Source organism: Betaproteobacteria bacterium (assembly GCA_016720855.1).
Taxonomy (GTDB): domain Bacteria; phylum Pseudomonadota; class Gammaproteobacteria; order Burkholderiales; family Usitatibacteraceae; genus FEB-7.
Genome location: JADKJU010000001.1, coordinates 234836 through 251813, shown reverse-complemented (window position 1 = coordinate 251813; position 16978 = coordinate 234836). Strand labels below are relative to the sequence as shown.

4 protein-coding genes are annotated in these 16978 nt (G+C 69.5%); all 4 read right to left on the bottom strand.

Annotated elements, in window-relative coordinates; genetic code table 11:
• Positions 1-186: 186 nt before the first annotated feature.
• The 4 genes from IPP91_01050 to IPP91_01035 all read right to left on the bottom strand — a co-directional run bounded on the left by IPP91_01050 (position 187) and on the right by IPP91_01035 (position 16913).
• A complete protein-coding gene (locus IPP91_01050) occupies positions 187-7278 on the bottom strand; it encodes a DUF11 domain-containing protein (GenBank protein MBL0140674.1) in 7092 nt (2363 codons plus the stop codon).
• Positions 7275-13280 carry a DUF11 domain-containing protein gene (locus IPP91_01045; protein ID MBL0140673.1) on the bottom strand — a complete coding sequence of 2002 codons (6006 nt, stop codon included), beginning with the start codon at positions 13278-13280 and terminating at the stop codon, positions 7275-7277. Before IPP91_01045 ends, IPP91_01050 begins: the two co-directional genes overlap by 4 nt.
• On the bottom strand, positions 13184-14038 hold the full coding sequence (locus IPP91_01040) for a hypothetical protein (GenBank protein MBL0140672.1): 855 nt from the start codon (positions 14036-14038) through the stop codon (positions 13184-13186). The genes IPP91_01045 and IPP91_01040 overlap by 97 nt, the downstream gene beginning before the upstream one ends.
• 166 nt (positions 14039-14204) lie before the next feature.
• A complete protein-coding gene (locus IPP91_01035) occupies positions 14205-16913 on the bottom strand; it encodes a DUF11 domain-containing protein (protein MBL0140671.1) in 2709 nt (902 codons plus the stop codon).
• Between the last annotated feature and the right edge of the window lie 65 nt (positions 16914-16978).

Sequence of the window (16978 nt, the reverse complement as noted above, 5' to 3'; positions counted from 1 at the left end):
GCAGGCCCGGCGACACTCAGGTTGAACGTGCCCAGCGGATCCGTGACGGCAATGCCCGTCAAGGCCGCCGTGTTGGCCGCGGGGTTGGTGAAGACCAGCCGAAGCGCGCTCGTGCCGCCCGGACCGATGGTCGCCGGGACGAAGCTCTTTGCGAGTACGGGCGCCGCGACGACGGTGAGCGTCGCATTAGCGGCGGCATTGTTCGCACCGGCATTCGTGCTGGTGACAGCGCCGATGGGAATCGTGTTCGCCTGTGCCCCGGGCGTTGCGCTCGTCACGTTCACCGTCACGGTGCAAGACCCGCTGGCCGGCACGGTACCTCCGGACAAGCTGACGAAAGCTCCCCCCTGCGCCGGCCGTCACCGCGCCGCCGCAGGTCGTGGCCCCTGCCGGCGCGGCCGTGTTGACGATGGCGCCCGTGTAGGTGTCCGTGAACGCCACGCCGGTGATCGCCTGGCTGTTGGCGTTCGTGAGCGTGATGGTCAGCACGCTCGTGGCGCCCGTCGGGATGGTCGCGGGAGCGAACGCCTTGTCGACCGTCACGTTTCCGAGAACCACGAGGGTGGCGTTCACGCCGCTCGTGTCCATGGTCGCGGTGGCATTGAGGATCCGCGACGACGGGTTGTTGTAGGTGGACACGAAGGCCGAGGTCACGTCCACCGAGAACGAGCAGCTCGCCACGCCCGCGCCGAGGCTGCCGCCCGTGAAGGGAATCGTTCCCGCGCCGGCCGTGGCCGTGACCGTGCCGCCGCACGTGTTCACCAGGTTGGGGACCGGCGCCACGAAGACGTTCCCGGGCAGGTTCTCCGTGAACTGGAGGCCGGACTGGGCCGGGTTGCCGGTGCCGTTGGTGACGACGAAGGTCATCGTCGAGACGCCGCCCTGCCCGATCACCGTCGGGTTGAACGACTTGGCCAGCGAGGTCCCCACGGCGGACAGCGTCGCGTTCACACCGCTCGCCGTGAGTCCGCCGGCGAGGCCCGAGATGTTGGCGGCGTTGTTGTTGTAGGCGCCCACCGCGGTCGCGGTGACGTTCACGCGCACCTGGCAGGAGGCCACGCCCGCGTTGAGCGAGGCGCCGGAGATCGCGATGGAGCCCGTGCCGGCGACCGCGGTGACCGCGAACCCCGGCGCCGCGAACGCGCCGCCCGCCGGGCAATTCGACTGCACACCGGGTGCAGCGCCGATCACGACATTCGCGGGGAAGGTGTCGGTGTAGGCCAGCCCGGATTGCGCGGGATTGCCCGCCCCGTTCGCGATGGTGAAGGTGAGGAGCGAGGTGCCGTTCGGCGCGATCGAGGCCGGCGAGAAGGCCTTCGAAAGCGCGGGCGCGGTGTTGACGATGAGCGTGGCGGTGAGTCCGGCCGCCGACAGGCCGGTCGAGAGGCCGGAGAGGTTGCCGGGCAGGTTGTTGTAGGTCCCCGCAACCGTACCCGTGACATCGACGCCCACGATGCAGCTAGCGTCCCCGAGCGCGAAGCTTCCGCCGGAAAGCGCGATCGTGCCGCCGGCGGCCGGTGCGGTGACGGACCCGCCCGTGCAGGTGGTCGCCGCGTTGGGAGGCGTGGCAACGACCACGTTGCCGGGAAGCGTCTCCGTGAACGCCAGGTTCGGCTGCGCCGGGTTGCCGGCGCCATTGGCAATCGTGAACGTGAGCCGGGAGACCGTGCCCGCGGTAATGGTGGCCGGCGCGAAGACCTTGGTGAGGCTGGTGCCGATGACGACCAGGTTCACCGTGGGCGAGGCCGTGCCGGCCGTCGGCGTCTGGGTCGTGTTCACGCCGGAGGACGCATTGGGCCAGGTGCCCGGCGTCGGGCCGGTCACCACGACGCTCACCGTGCAGCTTCCGGCGGCGGGGATCGTCATGCCCGAGAAGTTGAGGCTCGTGACGCCGTTGGCCAATGCCGCCGGCGTGATGCCGGCACAGGTTCCGCCGACGGTCTGGGCGCCAAAGACCGACATTCCGGTCAGCGTGTCCGTGAACGCGGCGCCCGTGAGCGCCCGCGTCGGATGCGTGTTGGTGAGCGTGAAGGTGAGGGTCGAGGTGCCGCCGGCCGCGATGCTGGCCGGCGCGAAGGCTTTGGCGATCGTCGGGCGCGCATAGACGATGAGGGTCGCCGTGTCGGTGGCGTTGTCGATCGAGGCGGGGTTGCCGGCCGCAGGCGCGGTGACCGTGTTCACCTTGTCGCCCACGGTCGTGGCGGTGACCGCGATGTCCACGGCGCAGGTGTCGCCGTTATCGATGTCGACGATGAAGTTGGTGAGCGTGATCGTGGTCGCGCCTGCGACGATCGTCGGCACCGTGCCGTTGAACGTGCAGGTTCCCAACACGTTCACGAACGTGACGGCGCCGCCCACGGCCTGCATGCCCGCAGGCATCGTGTCGGAGAGGTCGATGTTCGCCTGGTTGTTGCCCGCCGCCGTGTTCGTCACGGTAAAGCGCATCGTGCTCGTGCCGCCCACCTCGATAGACGCCGGCGAGAACGTCTTCGCAAGATTCATCAGGGCACCGACCGTGAGCGTGTCGGATCCGCCCGTCGTCGCGGTCGGCGTCTGGTCCGAGAGGACGTTCGTGACGGTGTTCGTGTAGAAGGCCGCCGTCCCCGAGAAGACGTCCATCATGACCGTGCAGCTCGCGCCGGCGGCCAGGTTGATCGCGTTGAACGTGATGGGGTCGATGACGCCGACCACCTTGGCGCTGGGCACGGCCGAGGCGCACGTGCCGCGCAGGCCCCCGATGAAGTTCTGCGCCGCGTTGTTCGAGAGGTTCGCCGGCAGGTCGTCGGTGAAGCGGATGTTGGTCAGCGCCGCCGTGTTCGGGTTCGTGATCGTGAAGGTGATGACCGAGGTGGCGTTGAGGACCACAGTCTGCGGCGCGAAGGTCTTCGTGATCGTGGGCGGCTGGTACACCACGAGGCGCCCGGTGGCCGCAGCCCCGGGATTGACCGCCGTCTGCGTGCTCGACACGGTGCTCGTCGTATTCGGGTGGCCCCCGGCCGGGCTCGCGATGGAGGACGTGACGTTCGTGACCGTGATCGTGCAGGTCTCGCCCGCGTTGAGGGTGGGCAGCGTGAGGGTGAAGAACGTACTGGCGGCCGCGACCCCTGTCGCCGTGACATTCGATCCTGCGCACGTGTCGCTCGCCGCCGTGCCCGCCGCGAGGCTCATGTTCGCCAGCGTGTCGCTGAACTGGACGTTGGTGAGCGCCGTCGACGCATTCGGGTTGACGAGCGTGAAGACGATGGAGGCGGTGCCCCCGGCCTCGATGGCGCCGTTGACGAAGTTCTTCGAGAGGGTGGGCGGCGAGAGCACCACGAGGTTCGCGGTGTTCGAGGGCGTCCCGGCGATGGGCGTCTGCGTCGTCCTCACGCCGCTCGTCGTGTTCGCCCAGGTTCCGGATATGGCGCTCGTCACCGTCACCTGGATCGTGCAGCTCGCCGACCCGGCCAGCGCCGGCACGGTGAGGTCGAGCGAGGTGGCGCCGACCACCAGGGCGGGCGTGCTCGCGGTTCCGGTGCAGGTGCCGCCGATGATGGCCGAGGACGCCGTCATGTTCGTGAGGGCGTCGGTGAAGCGCAGGTTGGCAAGCGCCGTCGTGTTCGGATTGGTGAGCGTGAAGGTGATGACGCTCGTTCCGCCCTGCGAGATCGGGCTGGTGCCGAAGGCCTTGGAGATCGTCGGCGAATTCACGACGGTGAGCGTGGCCGTGTTCGACACCGCGCCGGCCGTGCCGCTTTCCGTGCTCGCCACCCCGGAGGCCGTGTTGGAGTACACCCCGGCCCCGCTCGCCAGCACGAGGACCGTGATGGTGCAGCTCGAGGAGGCCGGAATCGTTCCGGCCGTCACGTTGAAGGTGGCGCCGCCGGCGATCGCGGTATGCGCCACGCCGGGGCACGTGCCTCCCACGGTGAGCGGCGACGCGTTCGTGATCCCGACCGGATAGGCGTCGGTGAAGTTGAGGCCCGTCAGGGCGACCGTGCTGGGGTTGGTGATCGTGAAGGTCAGGGTGCTGGTCGAGTTCACCGGCATGCCCGCCGGCGAGAACGCCTTGGCTATCGAGGGCTTGCCGATGACCGTGAGGAAATCGGTGTTGGAGCCCGGGCCCTGCGGCAGCAGGGTCGTGGTGACCCCGTTGGCGGCGTTGGGGTGCGTGCCGACGACGTTGCTCGTCAGCACCACGGTAATCGTGCAACTGCCTGCCGGGATGTTGATGCCGGTGAAGTTGAGGACCGTCTGCCCGTTGGCGAGCGCCGCGGGCGTGACGCCCGTGCAGCTGCCGCCGACCGCCTGGGCCCCCGAGACCTGCATGTTGATAAGCGTGTCGGCGAAGGCTCCGCCCGTCTGCGCCACGCCCGTAGGGTTGGTGAGTGTGTAGGTGAGCGTCGTCGTGCCGCCTGACTGGATCTGCGTCGGCCCGAAATTCTTCGCAATGTTGACGAGGCCAACGCCGAGGCTCGCGGTGTTCGAGGGCGGTCCGGTCGTGCCGGCCGTCGTCGTGACGCCGGAGGTCGTGTTGTTGTAGATGCCGGTGATCGCACTGTTCACCGCAAAGGAGAGCGTGCAGGTCCCCCCGGCCGGCACGGTCCCTGCGGTGACGGTGAGGCTCGTGACGTTGGCTACGAGCGCCGCCGGCGCAAAAGCGACGCACCCGGCCCCCGTCACCGTGATCGCACCGCCCGTGGCGCGCAGGTTCGGCGGGAAGCCGTCCGTGAGCCCGGGATTGGCGAGCGACACCGCCACCGAATTCGGGTTGGCAATCGCGATGTAAAGCGTCGCATCGGCGCCGGGCGCGACCGCCGTCGGGCTGAAGGACTTGGCCACTGTCACGGTGGAGTAGAGCGTTCCCGTCCCGGCCGCGGTATTGGTGATGCCCTGCGTGTTGGTGAGCGCCGCCACGGGAATCGTGTTGGCGTAGCTGCCGTTGGCGGTCGTGGTGACGTTGACCGTGAGCGTGCACGACCCGCTGGCCGGGATGGTGGCGCCCGCAAGCGAAAGAGACCCGCCGCCCGCGGCCGCCGTCACGGTCCCGCCGCAGCTCGACGTGGCGCCCGGCGCCGCGGTGTTCACGAGACCCGGCGGGTAGTTGTCGACGAACCCGGCGTTGGTGAGCGCGACGGCACTGGCATTGCTCACGACCACCGTCATCACCGTGGCCGCTCCCGGCGCCACCGCTGCGGGACTGTACGACTTCGTGAAGCCGGGCGGCGGGTTGACAACGGTGATGTCCTCGTTCGTCGTCGACGCCGACGCGTAGTTGCTCCCCGGGACCGTGCCGCCTGCCGTGTACGTGCCGCCCGGCGTGACGGTCTGCGCGGCGGTGCGCGTGGGATCCAGGTACGTGACCGCGGCCGGGTTCTGGTAGACGCCCGAGACCACGGCCGGCAGCACATTGGCGGTGAACGTGAGGGAAACGCTGCCGCCGCCCGGGATGCGGAAGCTGCTCCAGGAGGGCGTGGGTGTACCTGCGCCCGGGTTCGTGGTCACTGGCCGGGTCGCACCGCCGGCGAGCGCGACGGCGCTGGTTGCGGCATAGGTGATGTTCGGGTTCGCGGGTAGCGCATCCGCTATTGCGACCGATTCCGCCGCCCCCTTCCCCGCCTGGTTCGCCACCGTGATCGTCCAGGTCGCAGGCGCGCCTGCCGAGACGTACGGCGTCGAAGTGGCCTTGGTGACCGTCAGCACCGGGAAGCACGCCGTCGAGACGCCGGACCCCGGGATCTGTCCCGGTCCCAGGTTCACGATGTTGAATCCCCCGACGGACGACGTGGAGCCGTAGTCCGCTGTCGACGTGGCGCTCGTGGCTGTCGTGCCGCCCACGCCCCCGGCCAGATTGACAGTGGCCGACCCCGATACGGCCGCGTAGCCGCCGCTACCGCCGCCGCCCGGCCCGTGCGGCGAGCCGCCGCCCGTGTTGCTGCCACCGTTGCCACCCTGGATGTTGACCGTCGCGCCCGTGGCGGCACCGCCATTGTCGATGAAGAGCAGGACACTGCCGCCCGCACCACCGCCGCCCGACGCGTCGTTGAGCACGGAATTGTTGGCGTTGGTGCCGCGCGCGCTGACCGTGCCCGCGCCGCTGGACGCGGTCGCCCGGATGAGAACCATGCCTCCGCCAGCCGCACCCGAGGAGGCCCGCCCGTTGGCGGGCGTTCCGGTGCAGTTGTTGGTGGCGGCCGCGCCGCCGCCGCCGCCGAAGAAAAGTCGCGAAGGCGCCACCGGCATCGACATGCCGCCGAAGCCGCCGGCATCGTAGCCGGGCGGCGTGCCCGGGGTCCAGCCGAAACCGCCCTTCCCGCCGATGCCGTAGTTGCCGCCGCCCGCGCCGCCCGTGTTCTGGTCGTTCGCCGTCGGGTTGCCGTCGGTGCCGCCACCACCTGCGTTGCCGGGCGCGCCGCGACCGAAGCTGCCGCTGGGGTAGCCGCCGGAGGCGCCGTCGACGCCACCCGTGTTGGTGATGGTGCCAGCCGTGTTGTCGTTCGGCGTGGTGGGCGTGAAGACGAGGATCGGCGTGCCCGCCACCCCTTCGCCCTTCGGGCCGTTCGGGACGGTGCCGATGCCGGCCAGGTTGATCGTGCCGGTCCCGACCCGCGTACGGTAGTCCGTGTTGAGCACGGTATCGCCGGTGCCGTTGCTGCCTGAGCACTGGCCGCCCCCGCCGCGGAACCCGCGGCCGCTCACGTCCACGATCTGGCCGCCCCAATTGAGCGTCCCTGCGACGTCGAAGGCCACGACGCCGCCGGTGGCGCCGTCCCAGGTCGGTGCCGTCACGGTTCCGGTAAGGGTGGCGCTCGAGTACTGCGGGACGCGGATCACCTGGAAGCGACGCTGGCCCTGGGCCGCATTGGCCGCAGCGTGCGAGTAGGTGTACGCGAGCGGTGCGGCCAGTGGAACAAGGCCACCGCTCACCGGTCCGGTGGCGGTCACGTACTCGTAGAGGCCCGCGTTGTTGAGCGTGGTGTAGCCCTGGCCGCCGCCGCTGCCGCCGTAGGCGGCGCTGTTCGTCGAGCTGATCGCGGCATCCTGCATCTGGACCACGAGCAGCAGGTCGCCCGCTGCGATGGGTGTGGCGGCGCCGCGGCCGTCCGCCGCACCGACCGAAATGGAGGTCGAGCCGGCGAAGGCGCTCCCCGCCGACGGGTAGTACGTATTGACGATCCCCGTGACGCTCACGTTGCCGCCCGAGCCCGGCGCTGCGCAGACCTGCGCCTGCGCCGCCGGTGCGGCCGCGAGACAGGTCGCGAGGGCCATCGCCGACAGGAGCAGGCGGCGCAGGCTCATCGCACGGCCTCCGCTACCTTGTTCACGACCGGTGCTGCGCCCGCGGACTCGAGAAATGATTCGTCGAACTTGTAACGCAGGCGCACGTACGGTCCTTTGGCGGTGTAGTCGGCCCCCGAGAGGTCGGCGTCCCGGTACCCGAACACGTTGTATCCGGCGGACACCCAGAGGTTGGTGGAAACCAGGTAACCGAGTTCGAGGCCGACGCCATACTGCCGGGAGTCGAAGGATTCGCCAACCAGCAGGCTGGTGACGAGGCCGATGTCCCAGCGCGGCGCGAACTCCCAGGTCGCGCGGCCGCCGACGACCTGTGCCCGGTACTTGCTCGCAAGTCCGTTGGAATTGTCCGTCGTCCACTTGGCCGCGTAGCGGCCGGTCACGAGGAAGGGCCGGCGCGGCTGCCAATCGGCGTGCAGCGACACGAGCGTGGTCGAGCTCTTGAGCTGCAGGCCCACCTGCGTGTCGTCCTGCTCGAGGCGGTACTCGACGCGGCCCAGCGCGTTCCACTTGTTGGTCTCGGTGTCGCGCCAAGCCAGGCCGGCCTGCATCCGCTCGACGACCTTTTCGCTCCCGCTATCCTTGGCGCGCTGCAGCGAGTAGGCGTTCCTCGCAAGCGCCGTCCAGTCACGGCCGATCCTGGAAGCCAGGCCCACGGTGAAAAGGAGCGATTCCGATGTCGACGCGTCGCGCAGCTCGAGCCTCGTCGTTCCCTTCCAGAGCGGGTTGGCCGTGTACTCGAGGGCCACGGCGCCGGCGGTGTTCTCGTTCTGGCCCGTGCCCGCGAGTGCATGGACGCGCTCGATGGAGGTGCCGAGCCGCAGGCCCGGGGCAAGCGTCCACAGGTTCTTCAGGCCGATGGCCGCCTCGGCGTCGCCGCCTGACATCGCGTCCCGGATGCGGTACTCGCTGAAGAGACGCCCGTCCTTCATGTAGTCGAAGTCGACGCCGACGGCCGTCGTGTTCTGGCGTTCCGTCGCGTTCAATCCGTAGGGGCCCGTGATCGAGGAGACGAACTCGTGGCGGGCATAGACGCGGCCGCGATTCGGCAGAATGTACTCGCCGCCCACCGCGAGTATGCGGCGTTCGGAATCGCGCACGTCCATCTCGGCCTCGCCGTAGACGCTCGCGCCGTCGACGTAGGGCAACGGGCCCGTGAGGCGGGCGCGCACCGTGGTCACCTCGGTGGGCAGCGGCTCGGGCGGCGGCAACCCTTCCACCGGCGGGATGGGGGAGGTCACGCCCTTCTCCGCCGCGTAGCGCATGCCCAGCTCGATCGTCGTCGCCTTTGCGATCTCCTGCGTGACGGCGACGAGTGCCCCGTCGCGAACCGAGCCGCTCGACACGTCCTCGGTGCGAAGCGCCTCGGCCCGCAGGAACGTACCTTCCCTGACCTTGTATTCCGCCCGGCCGCCCGCCTCCGCGCGGCCGTTGGCGAGCCAGGCGCCCGGGTTGTTGAACTCGGGATCGCTGCGCGCGACGAAAGCCTGCGCCTTGAGGTCCTTCGACTCGTGCTTCACCTCGAGCCGCGCCGCGTCACCCGTGGCACCCTGCGTCCCGTTCTCCGTGCGCGCGACCTCACCGATGACGTAGGTGCTCTCGCCCAGCTTCACGACGGCGTTGGCGCCCGCGAGGGTGAACGGCTGCAGCGGGTTCTCGTCCTTCACGTAGGTGCCCCCGACCTCGATGCGTTCGGTGAGCTTCACCTGCGCGTCCACGCCGCCGACCCAGAACTGCTCGCCGCCCTGGTCCACCTCGTAGGTCACGCGGACAAAGACGAAGTTCAGGTCACGGTCCACGCTCGACACCGGGGCGCGGAACAGGATGCGCCCGAAGAGCGGCTCGATCTCGTAGTCGGTGAAGCGCGACTGGGGAACGCTCGAGATCACGATCGACGACTGGTTGCGGTCGCGGGTGACGATCTCGACCTTCTCGCTGTTCGCGAGGACGCCGGGGGTGGAGAGCAGGTACGGCCCCGAGGTGCCGTTGGCGCGCAGCTCGTCGATCACCTGGCGCGTCGTGTCCCGCGTGGCGAACGCATTGGCGCTCACGCGTTCGTTCTCGTAGTGCCCCCGGACGCCGGTGAGCGAGCGGCTGTAGTTGGACAGGCGCCGCAGGTCGCCCGATGCCTGGGTGGTGAAGTCGCCCCACAGCAGGTAGGAGCGGTCCTTGTCGACGCGCACGTAGAGCCGGCTCGTCGACTGGGCGTCGTAACCGCGCACGGCAGAGTCGCCGTACACCGGGTAGAACTCGTCGGGCTGGATGTCCCGGAACAGGCGGTCGCGGGTGTCCTTGTCCGAGTCGTAGGCCGCGGTCAGGAGGAAATCGCCCTTGATCTTGCCCTTGAGGAAGAAGGCGGCGCGCGCACCGGCGGAATTCTTGCCGTCGCTCGATTCGCGGGAGAAATGGAGCAACTCCTGCTCGAAGCCGTCCGCGGCCCTCGTCGGCACGAGGGCCCGCGTGTTGATGTTGCGCATGTTCACCACGCCTTCGACCACGCCGGTGGCGATGAGCGAGCGCAGCTCGGGGAGGAAGTCGAGCCTGCCCTCGGCCCGCAGGTTGCCGGTCGTCGCGACGATCAAGGTGGCGGCGGGCTCCAGGGGCGGGGCGAGCGGGAATTCGGCGCGCCCGCCGTCGACGAAAGTCTGCACGCCGGGCATCGCCGGATCGGCGTCGTCCACCTTCCAGGCGCCGATGCTCGACACGAGGGTAAGCGGCGTGCGCGACGTGACCGGCAGGCCGTTCTCGTCGAGCACCTTCACCACGACACGCGCGGGTGTCCTGCCGTCGGCGACCGCGCCTTCCTTCGGCACCTCGATGACGAGCCTGGCCACCTTGCCCGGCGCCATGACGCGGATCGACACCGTGCCGCGGGGATTTCCGAACCCGTCGACCTGCGCGAGGGAGAGCTCGTTCGCGCCGGGCTTGAGCTCGATACCGAGGTACTCCCAGGCCTGCAGTTGCTTCTCGTCGAGCGTGGACCGCTTGCCGATCCGGGACTCGGATACTTCCGCACCGTTGACCGTGAGCTTCATCGCGGCGCCGGCCGTCCCCTTGACCCGGATCGTCGCCTGCGCGAACGGCAGCGTGTCGCCGTCCTTGATTCCGATGAAACCCAGCTCCTTGTCGAGGCCGGGCATCAGGTTCTCGAGGGGCTCCAGGACCGGCTTTGCCGGGGCGATCGCGAGCTTCGGCGCCGGGTTCGGCCACGTCGCGGAAGGCACCTCGAGGACGTTGGCGTACGGCGTCACGCGGGACGAGCCGGCAGGCGCATCCAGGGCCGGCGCGCCAGCCGCGGTTCCCGGCGCACCGACGATGCCGCTTGCCGGAAGTGCCTTCAAGTCCGGCACGGCGCGCGCCTCGGTCGCGAGCTGTGAACCGGCCACGGCCGCCAGCGGGTCGTCGCCGCGATCCAGCGCCTTGGCGCGCGCCTTGATCTCGTCGGCGATCCCCCCCTCGCAGCCGGCCACGGCGAAATCGCCGCGGTCCATCTCGCCCGCCTTGAGGTCCACGATGCGACTCGCGCCGTCGCCCAGGTTGCGCGCGCTCAGGGGCACGAGCCTCGCTCCGGCCGGCAGGGTCGTCGCGTCGACCTTCAGGACGTGGGTGCGGTTCGTGATCCCGTAGAAGCTGTAGCGGCCCTGCCCGTCCGTCACGACGTAGGTCCCGTCCTCGATCACGAGGCGCACGCCGGGCACTCCCGCCTCGCCCGCGTCCTGGACGCCGTTGGCGTTGCAGTCGAGGAAGACCTTGCCGAGGATGAAGCCACGGTCGCTGAACACGCCGCCGATCACCTCGACCTTGGCCGTGGCCACGTTCGACGTGGTCGTCGCTCCATTGGCGGTGTAGGTTGCCTGGACCCGGTTCGTGCCGTCGCCCTGCATCGCGTTGGGGCCGACGCGAACGCGGTACGTCACCGCGATCTGCTGCGCCGTGGCCATCCCGCCCAGCCCGAAGACCAGCCGCGGCCCGCCGTTGGCGGGCTCGACCAGCGTGCCGGTGGCGACCCGCGCGCTGCCGCTCACGTAGGCAAAGCCGGCCGGCAGGTCGTCGACCAGCTGCACGCTTGCGCGATTGAGCGCGTTGCCCGTCCCGTTGCGCACGCGCACGACGTAGTCGACGAAGCCGCCCAGGTCGACGATTGCCCGCGAGGCGGCCTTCTCCACGAAAAGGCCCGACTGCGCGATCGGATCCACCGGCATGTCCACGACGATCCCGTTGCCGCCGGAGCGGAAGGGCTGCCCGTAGGAGCCGCCGGACGTGGGCCCGGTCACCACGATATTGCGCCCCGGGACCAGTTGCCCGTAGGGAACCGAGGATGGCGACGCGTAGCCGTTGGGCGCCTGGACGAGCACGCAGTACTCGCCGGCGGGCGCAGCGGCGAACGAATACCGGCCGTCGGAACCGGTGGTCGCGGGATTGCCGTCGAGGGACACCGGGGCGGCCGAGCAGCGGCCACCCGTGGCCGGCACGAGGGTCACGACCGCGCCCGACACCGGCTCGTTGCTCGTGCTGTCGAAGACGATGCCGACCGGATCCGTGAGCGTGATCGCCGTCGTGATGAGCTTGCCGCAGCCGAGGATCTCGGCATCGAGGACGTCGAAGGCGCGCCCCTGCAGGATGCGGTCGCCGGCGACCACGGGCGGCGCCCGAACCGGCATGGACGGTGCGACGAAGACGCCGGTGTCGGGCCCGGTCTCGGTCGCGAGGACCTCTTCGCGCTCCCCGTTGATCCCGGTGATCACGATCGTGCGCGACTCCGCGACGGCGGGGTTCGCATTGCAGGATGCCGCGTCCGCGCGCAACCACGCGGTGCCGCCGAGTACCGCCCAGGCCGTGGCGACCTGGTAGCTGCCGTCGGTGAAATTGCGCAGGACGTCCTGCGGCTGGATTGTCGCGTCCTGGTCGTCGATCGTGGTCTTGTCGACTACACGCAGCGACCCGCCGGTGGCGCTGTCAATCGTGAGCGTCGTGGTGTTGGTCTGGACCACTGCCTTGGCCACCTGCACCTTCGCCGAGGATGGCTGCGGGGGGGCGAGCACGTCCACAAGGATCCGCAGCCCCTTGCCCGGGGGGAGGGTCGCCGTCCATCCCTCCACGATCGGCGTATCGGTGCGGTCGATCATGCCCGGCACGGAAGCGCCGCCGGCCAGCGGATTGTCGATGTAGGCCGCCGACACCCATCCGGGCTGGCTGTCGGCGATGAAGCCGAGGATCACGCGCACCGGCTCCTCGCAGTTGCCCCGGTTCTCCAGATAGTGGGCGTAGGTCACGTGACGCCCGTAGGCGCTCTGCGACTCGTTGTCCGGCGTGAGTTCGATGCGGCAGCGCGTTCCCACCGAGGCCACGACGTCGTTCGCGGTCGCGCGGCGAGACGGCGCGCGCGCGGACTGCGCGACCTTCTGGACGGTGTACTCGCCCGGCACGAGCGTGGCAGGCAGGTCCGCCTTCAGCACGATCCGCACGCTCTGGCCGGGAGCGACGACGCCAACATCGGGCAAGCCGTCGCCATTGGTGTCCGCAAGCGGCGTGGTCCCGTCCGGACCGTAGAGGCGCATCGGCGTGCCGGCCGGGAATGTGCCCGTGCCGATGACGATGTTGAATGTCTCGGCCTCCGAACCGAGGTTCGTGAGCAGGTTGTTGAATGCGACCGTCGTGCCGGGCTGGGCCACCGCGATCCGGTCGCCCGCCAGCGTGAGGTCGATGGTGCCCGTCACGAGGTAGTCGGCCTGCGAGCTGTCGTGCCACCCCGAGTCGTTGCCCGAGGGATCCTTCCAGCTCGCCTTCGCGACGTTGGAGAGGACTTCGCCCGCCGTCCGGCCGGGCGCGACGTTCAGGCGGAACGTGAGGGTCTGCTCCTCCTCCGCGCCGAGCGAGGCGATGACCGCGTTGAATGCCCCCGGCTGCGTCACGCCGAAGTCGAACGCGATGCCCGGCGGATCGCCACCCGCCGCATCGGTGAGGGGAACGCTGCCCGAAACGCTCCAGCGCGCGCTACCCGGCACGTAGGTGAATCCCGCCGGAATCGCGTCGAGGATGCGCAGGTCGCGGCGGGGGTATGGGTGGTGCCGAAGCGCAAGGTGACCCCCATCGACTCCAGGGGCGACGGCCCCTGCGCCACCGAGAAGGACTTGAGGACGGTAACCAGGTCGGGTGCGGGGCCCCTGGAGGACTGGACGATCACGTTGTCCACGTTCGCGAGCGACGGGCCGCCCAGCGTGATGCTGATGGCGTTCACCTGGAGGCTGTCGTAGGTAAAGACCGGTGCGCCCGCTGGCGTGACGGCGCGCACGACGAAGCGGAACACGCCTCCGGCCGCGACCGTCACCGTCGAGGGCAGCGGAACCGTCGAATCCGGCACGCCGTCGCCATTGGCATCCGGAAGGATCGTGATCGAGGACAGGTCGAAGAGCCCGGGAAGGTTCACCACCGACAGCGCGAAGGTGTCCGCGCCCACGGCAAGGTTGGTCAGCACGTGCGGGAAGAACGCCGTGCCTCCCGGCTCCACCGTGATGCTCCGGCCCTCGACGAGTGTGGCCGTGGCGGCTCCCGGCGCCGCGAACGTGGTGGCCTGCACGAAGTTGGACGTGGCTACCCTCGTCACGCCGCCGAGCACGGAGGTGGAAGTGGCCTGGTTCGAGATGAGCGTGCCCGCGGGCGGCGCCGCGATCGCGGTCCACGCCAGCACGGCCGCGGCCACGCCAAATCCGCGCGCGAGGTGCGCGAGGCGGCGGACGGTGGTCACTAGGCTCTGGGCGGGCACGGTCTCGACTTCGGTCTCGGGTTCGGGTCGGTAGGGACTTTTCGGTGCCCCCTCGCGCTTGGCGAAGAGGCATCGAAAAGGGGGGTGCGGTATCCCGCACCCCTGGCAAATCACCCGGTCGCCATCGGGAAGACTGGAAAGGCCGGGTGGAGTGACACTGTTTGCATCACGGATCGATCCGCACGCAGAAGGTCACGATCATCGACTGCGCCGGCGTGAGTGTGCCGGGGCTGAAGGTGGCGACGATCGTTCCCGAGGCTCCGGTTCCCGGCGAGGCGATCGTTCCCAGCGAGGTCGCCGGCGCGCCGCAGAGGTTCTCCTGCTTCGTGTTGGCCGGGATGATGTCGCTGATCACAACGTTCGTGATATTGGCCGCCGTCGTGTTCGTGCCCGTGATGCGGTACTGCAGGCACATGTTGGGCGCAGTTCCCGGGCCGGGCGGGATCGCCGCCGTGGTGTAGGTGCCGGGCAGCGTGCCGTCGCAATTGATGGTCCGTTGCTCCTTGAGGAGGACCAGGCCGTCCGAGACGGACGTGGAGTCCGTCGCCGCGACCGACGCCGCACCCGCGTTGTAGCGGGCCGTGAGCGTGGTCACGTTGGCGGGATCCGCGCCCACGGCGCTGCCGGGAGCGAAGACGCGCACGAAGACGGTTCGCGAGGCATTCACGGCCAGCGGTATCGTGGTTGCCGTCGTGATCTGGTTGGCCGGCACGTCGTCGATGCCCGGGTCGAAGATCCCGTTCGAGTTCCCGTCGAGGTAGGCCACCGACGTCCAGCCCTGCGCCGAGCGCGAATCCGCGAGGAAACCGGCCAGGAAGGTGACACTGTCCGCGGCGTTGCCGATGTTCGTCAGCACGTGCGTGTAGTTCACCGATCCACCCGGGAAGGTCTGCTGCGTGTTGTTGGGCGTGAGGGTGACGTTGGCAACCGCATTCACCGTGACGCGATCGCGCTTCACATCCGTCACCGCGACGTTGAGCGCGGAGGTCCCCATGAAGTCGAGGTCGTAGTTGCCGGGCGCCGCCTGGTTCGAGGTCGTGATCGGCACCGTCGTCTCCGCGCAGATCAGGCGGGCGGCGCCCGCGTTGATCGTGCCGGTGTTGGTAAGGCTGGCGCCCACCGTGCTGCAATCGCCCACGCCCCCGTCGGCCCGGAACACGACCGACCAGCCCGCCGGCACGGGCGTAAGCGGCCCCATGGCGAGGTTGAACGAGTCGTTGATGGCCCCGGTGTTGTTCACGAAGACCCGGAAGCGCGTGACCGTGGGGCCGGTGGTGGACGGCGTGACGATGTTGGTGGTGATCACCGTCGTGCCGGTGGAGCCCGCGCCCGGAGCCGCGCCGCCGGCCGAGTTGTTGGTCAGGTCGACGCTGTTGGCGGCCACCAGGGTGAGGGTATCGATCACCGTGTCGGACTTCGTGTTGTCGAAGCTCGAGGTTGCCGTCTTGGTGATCGAGTACGGGCCGCCCGTGGCGCTCACCGGCAATTGCACGCGCAGGATCACGCGGTAGCCGCAGCGCTGGTTGGCGGCATCGGTCTCGAAGCCGGCCGCGCAGCCGCCGGAATACACCGGGATCGAGGGGGTCGTGTTGGCGATGAGCGAAGTCACGCCGTCGGACTGCAGCAGCGTGAAGGTCGAGCCCACGGGCCACGAGGGCTGCCCCGCCATCCCGATGACGAAGGTATCGGCGGCGTTGCCCCTGTTCCAGATCACGTTCGTGAAGGAGAACGTCGAGCCCGCAGCGGCGGAGCCGATGGTCACCGGCTCTCCCGTCCCGTTCGTGCTGTCCGCGATCGAACCGTTGGCGACGACGTCGGCGACGCGGACCACCTGGTAGCTCGCGGTGTTCGTGTTCGTGATTGCCTGGGTCGTCGTCTGGAACTGCGCGGTGTTATTGACGAATCCCGGGGGGACACCGCCGGGGATGGACACCGCGAAGGTGACATTGCCGGAGAATCCCGCGGGGACGCTCGCGATCGTCGCCGTCACGGCCGTGCCGGTCGTCACGTTGAAGTCGTAGACGACCCCGCCTTGGTCGAGGGTATCGAGGTCCGTCAGCACGACGCCCGCGCCGGTGACGCTCCACCGGCCGCTGTTGGCGACGTAGGTCATGCCCGCCGGGATGATGTCGCGAAGCAGGAGGCTGGTCGCCGCGGCGCTGCCCGAGTTCGTGTACGACAGGGTCACCGTGATCGGGCCGGCGTTGGGCGACGGGCCGCTCGTGATGGAGAGGGACTTCGTCACGTTGACGGCCGAGTTCGCGACGGTGGTGGTGTCCGTGTTGCTCAGCGTATTGGGGACTGCGGCCGTGTCCGTGGCCGAGACGGTCATCGTCCCGGTCAGGCCATTGGCGGTGCCTCCCGGCACCGTGCCGGCCACCACGAAGCGGAAGATCCCCGCGGCGGCGATGGGCCCCGACGTGGTGATCGCCGTGAAGTTGTCGGGCACGCCGTTGCCGTCCGAGTCGAGGTAGTACACGGGGCCGGGTCCGGGGCCGGTGTGCGTGAAGGCGCCACCGGTCGTGGGCGCATTCAGCGCGTACGTGTCCGTGCCGTTGCCGGTGTTCGTGATGGTGTGCGGGTAGTAGACCGGCTGGCCCGCGGCCGCCGTGCGGGCACCGTTCGCGGTCAGGGTGAAGATCTTCACCTGCGACACGGTGGTCTGGACGAGGTTGGAGGTGGCCGTGCGCAGCGTGTTCGCGGCATCGCGGTACTCCGCCGTGGCCTGGTTTCCGATCACGGTACCGGCTGCGGGCGCGCCCAGCGCGGTCACCGGCGCCGAGGAGAACAACACCCCGGTGGCGAACAGCGCGAGGGCCGCCATCGCGGCGCGAAGACGGCTGCGCCGGGGGACGAATTGCGGGGATGCGTGCATCAAATTCTCCTTGTTTTCAAACCTTGAATCACTCGAATTTCGACAACCTGAAAAGCACGAAAACC

Bases quoted from the DNA above. Each gene is read 5' to 3' on its own strand.
- IPP91_01050 (MBL0140674.1), bottom strand. From the start codon at position 7,278: ATGAGCCTGCGCCGCCTGCTCCTGTCGGCGATGGCCCTCGCGACCTGT.
- IPP91_01035 (MBL0140671.1), bottom strand. From the start codon at position 16,913: ATGCACGCATCCCCGCAATTCGTCCCCCGGCGCAGCCGTCTTCGCGCC.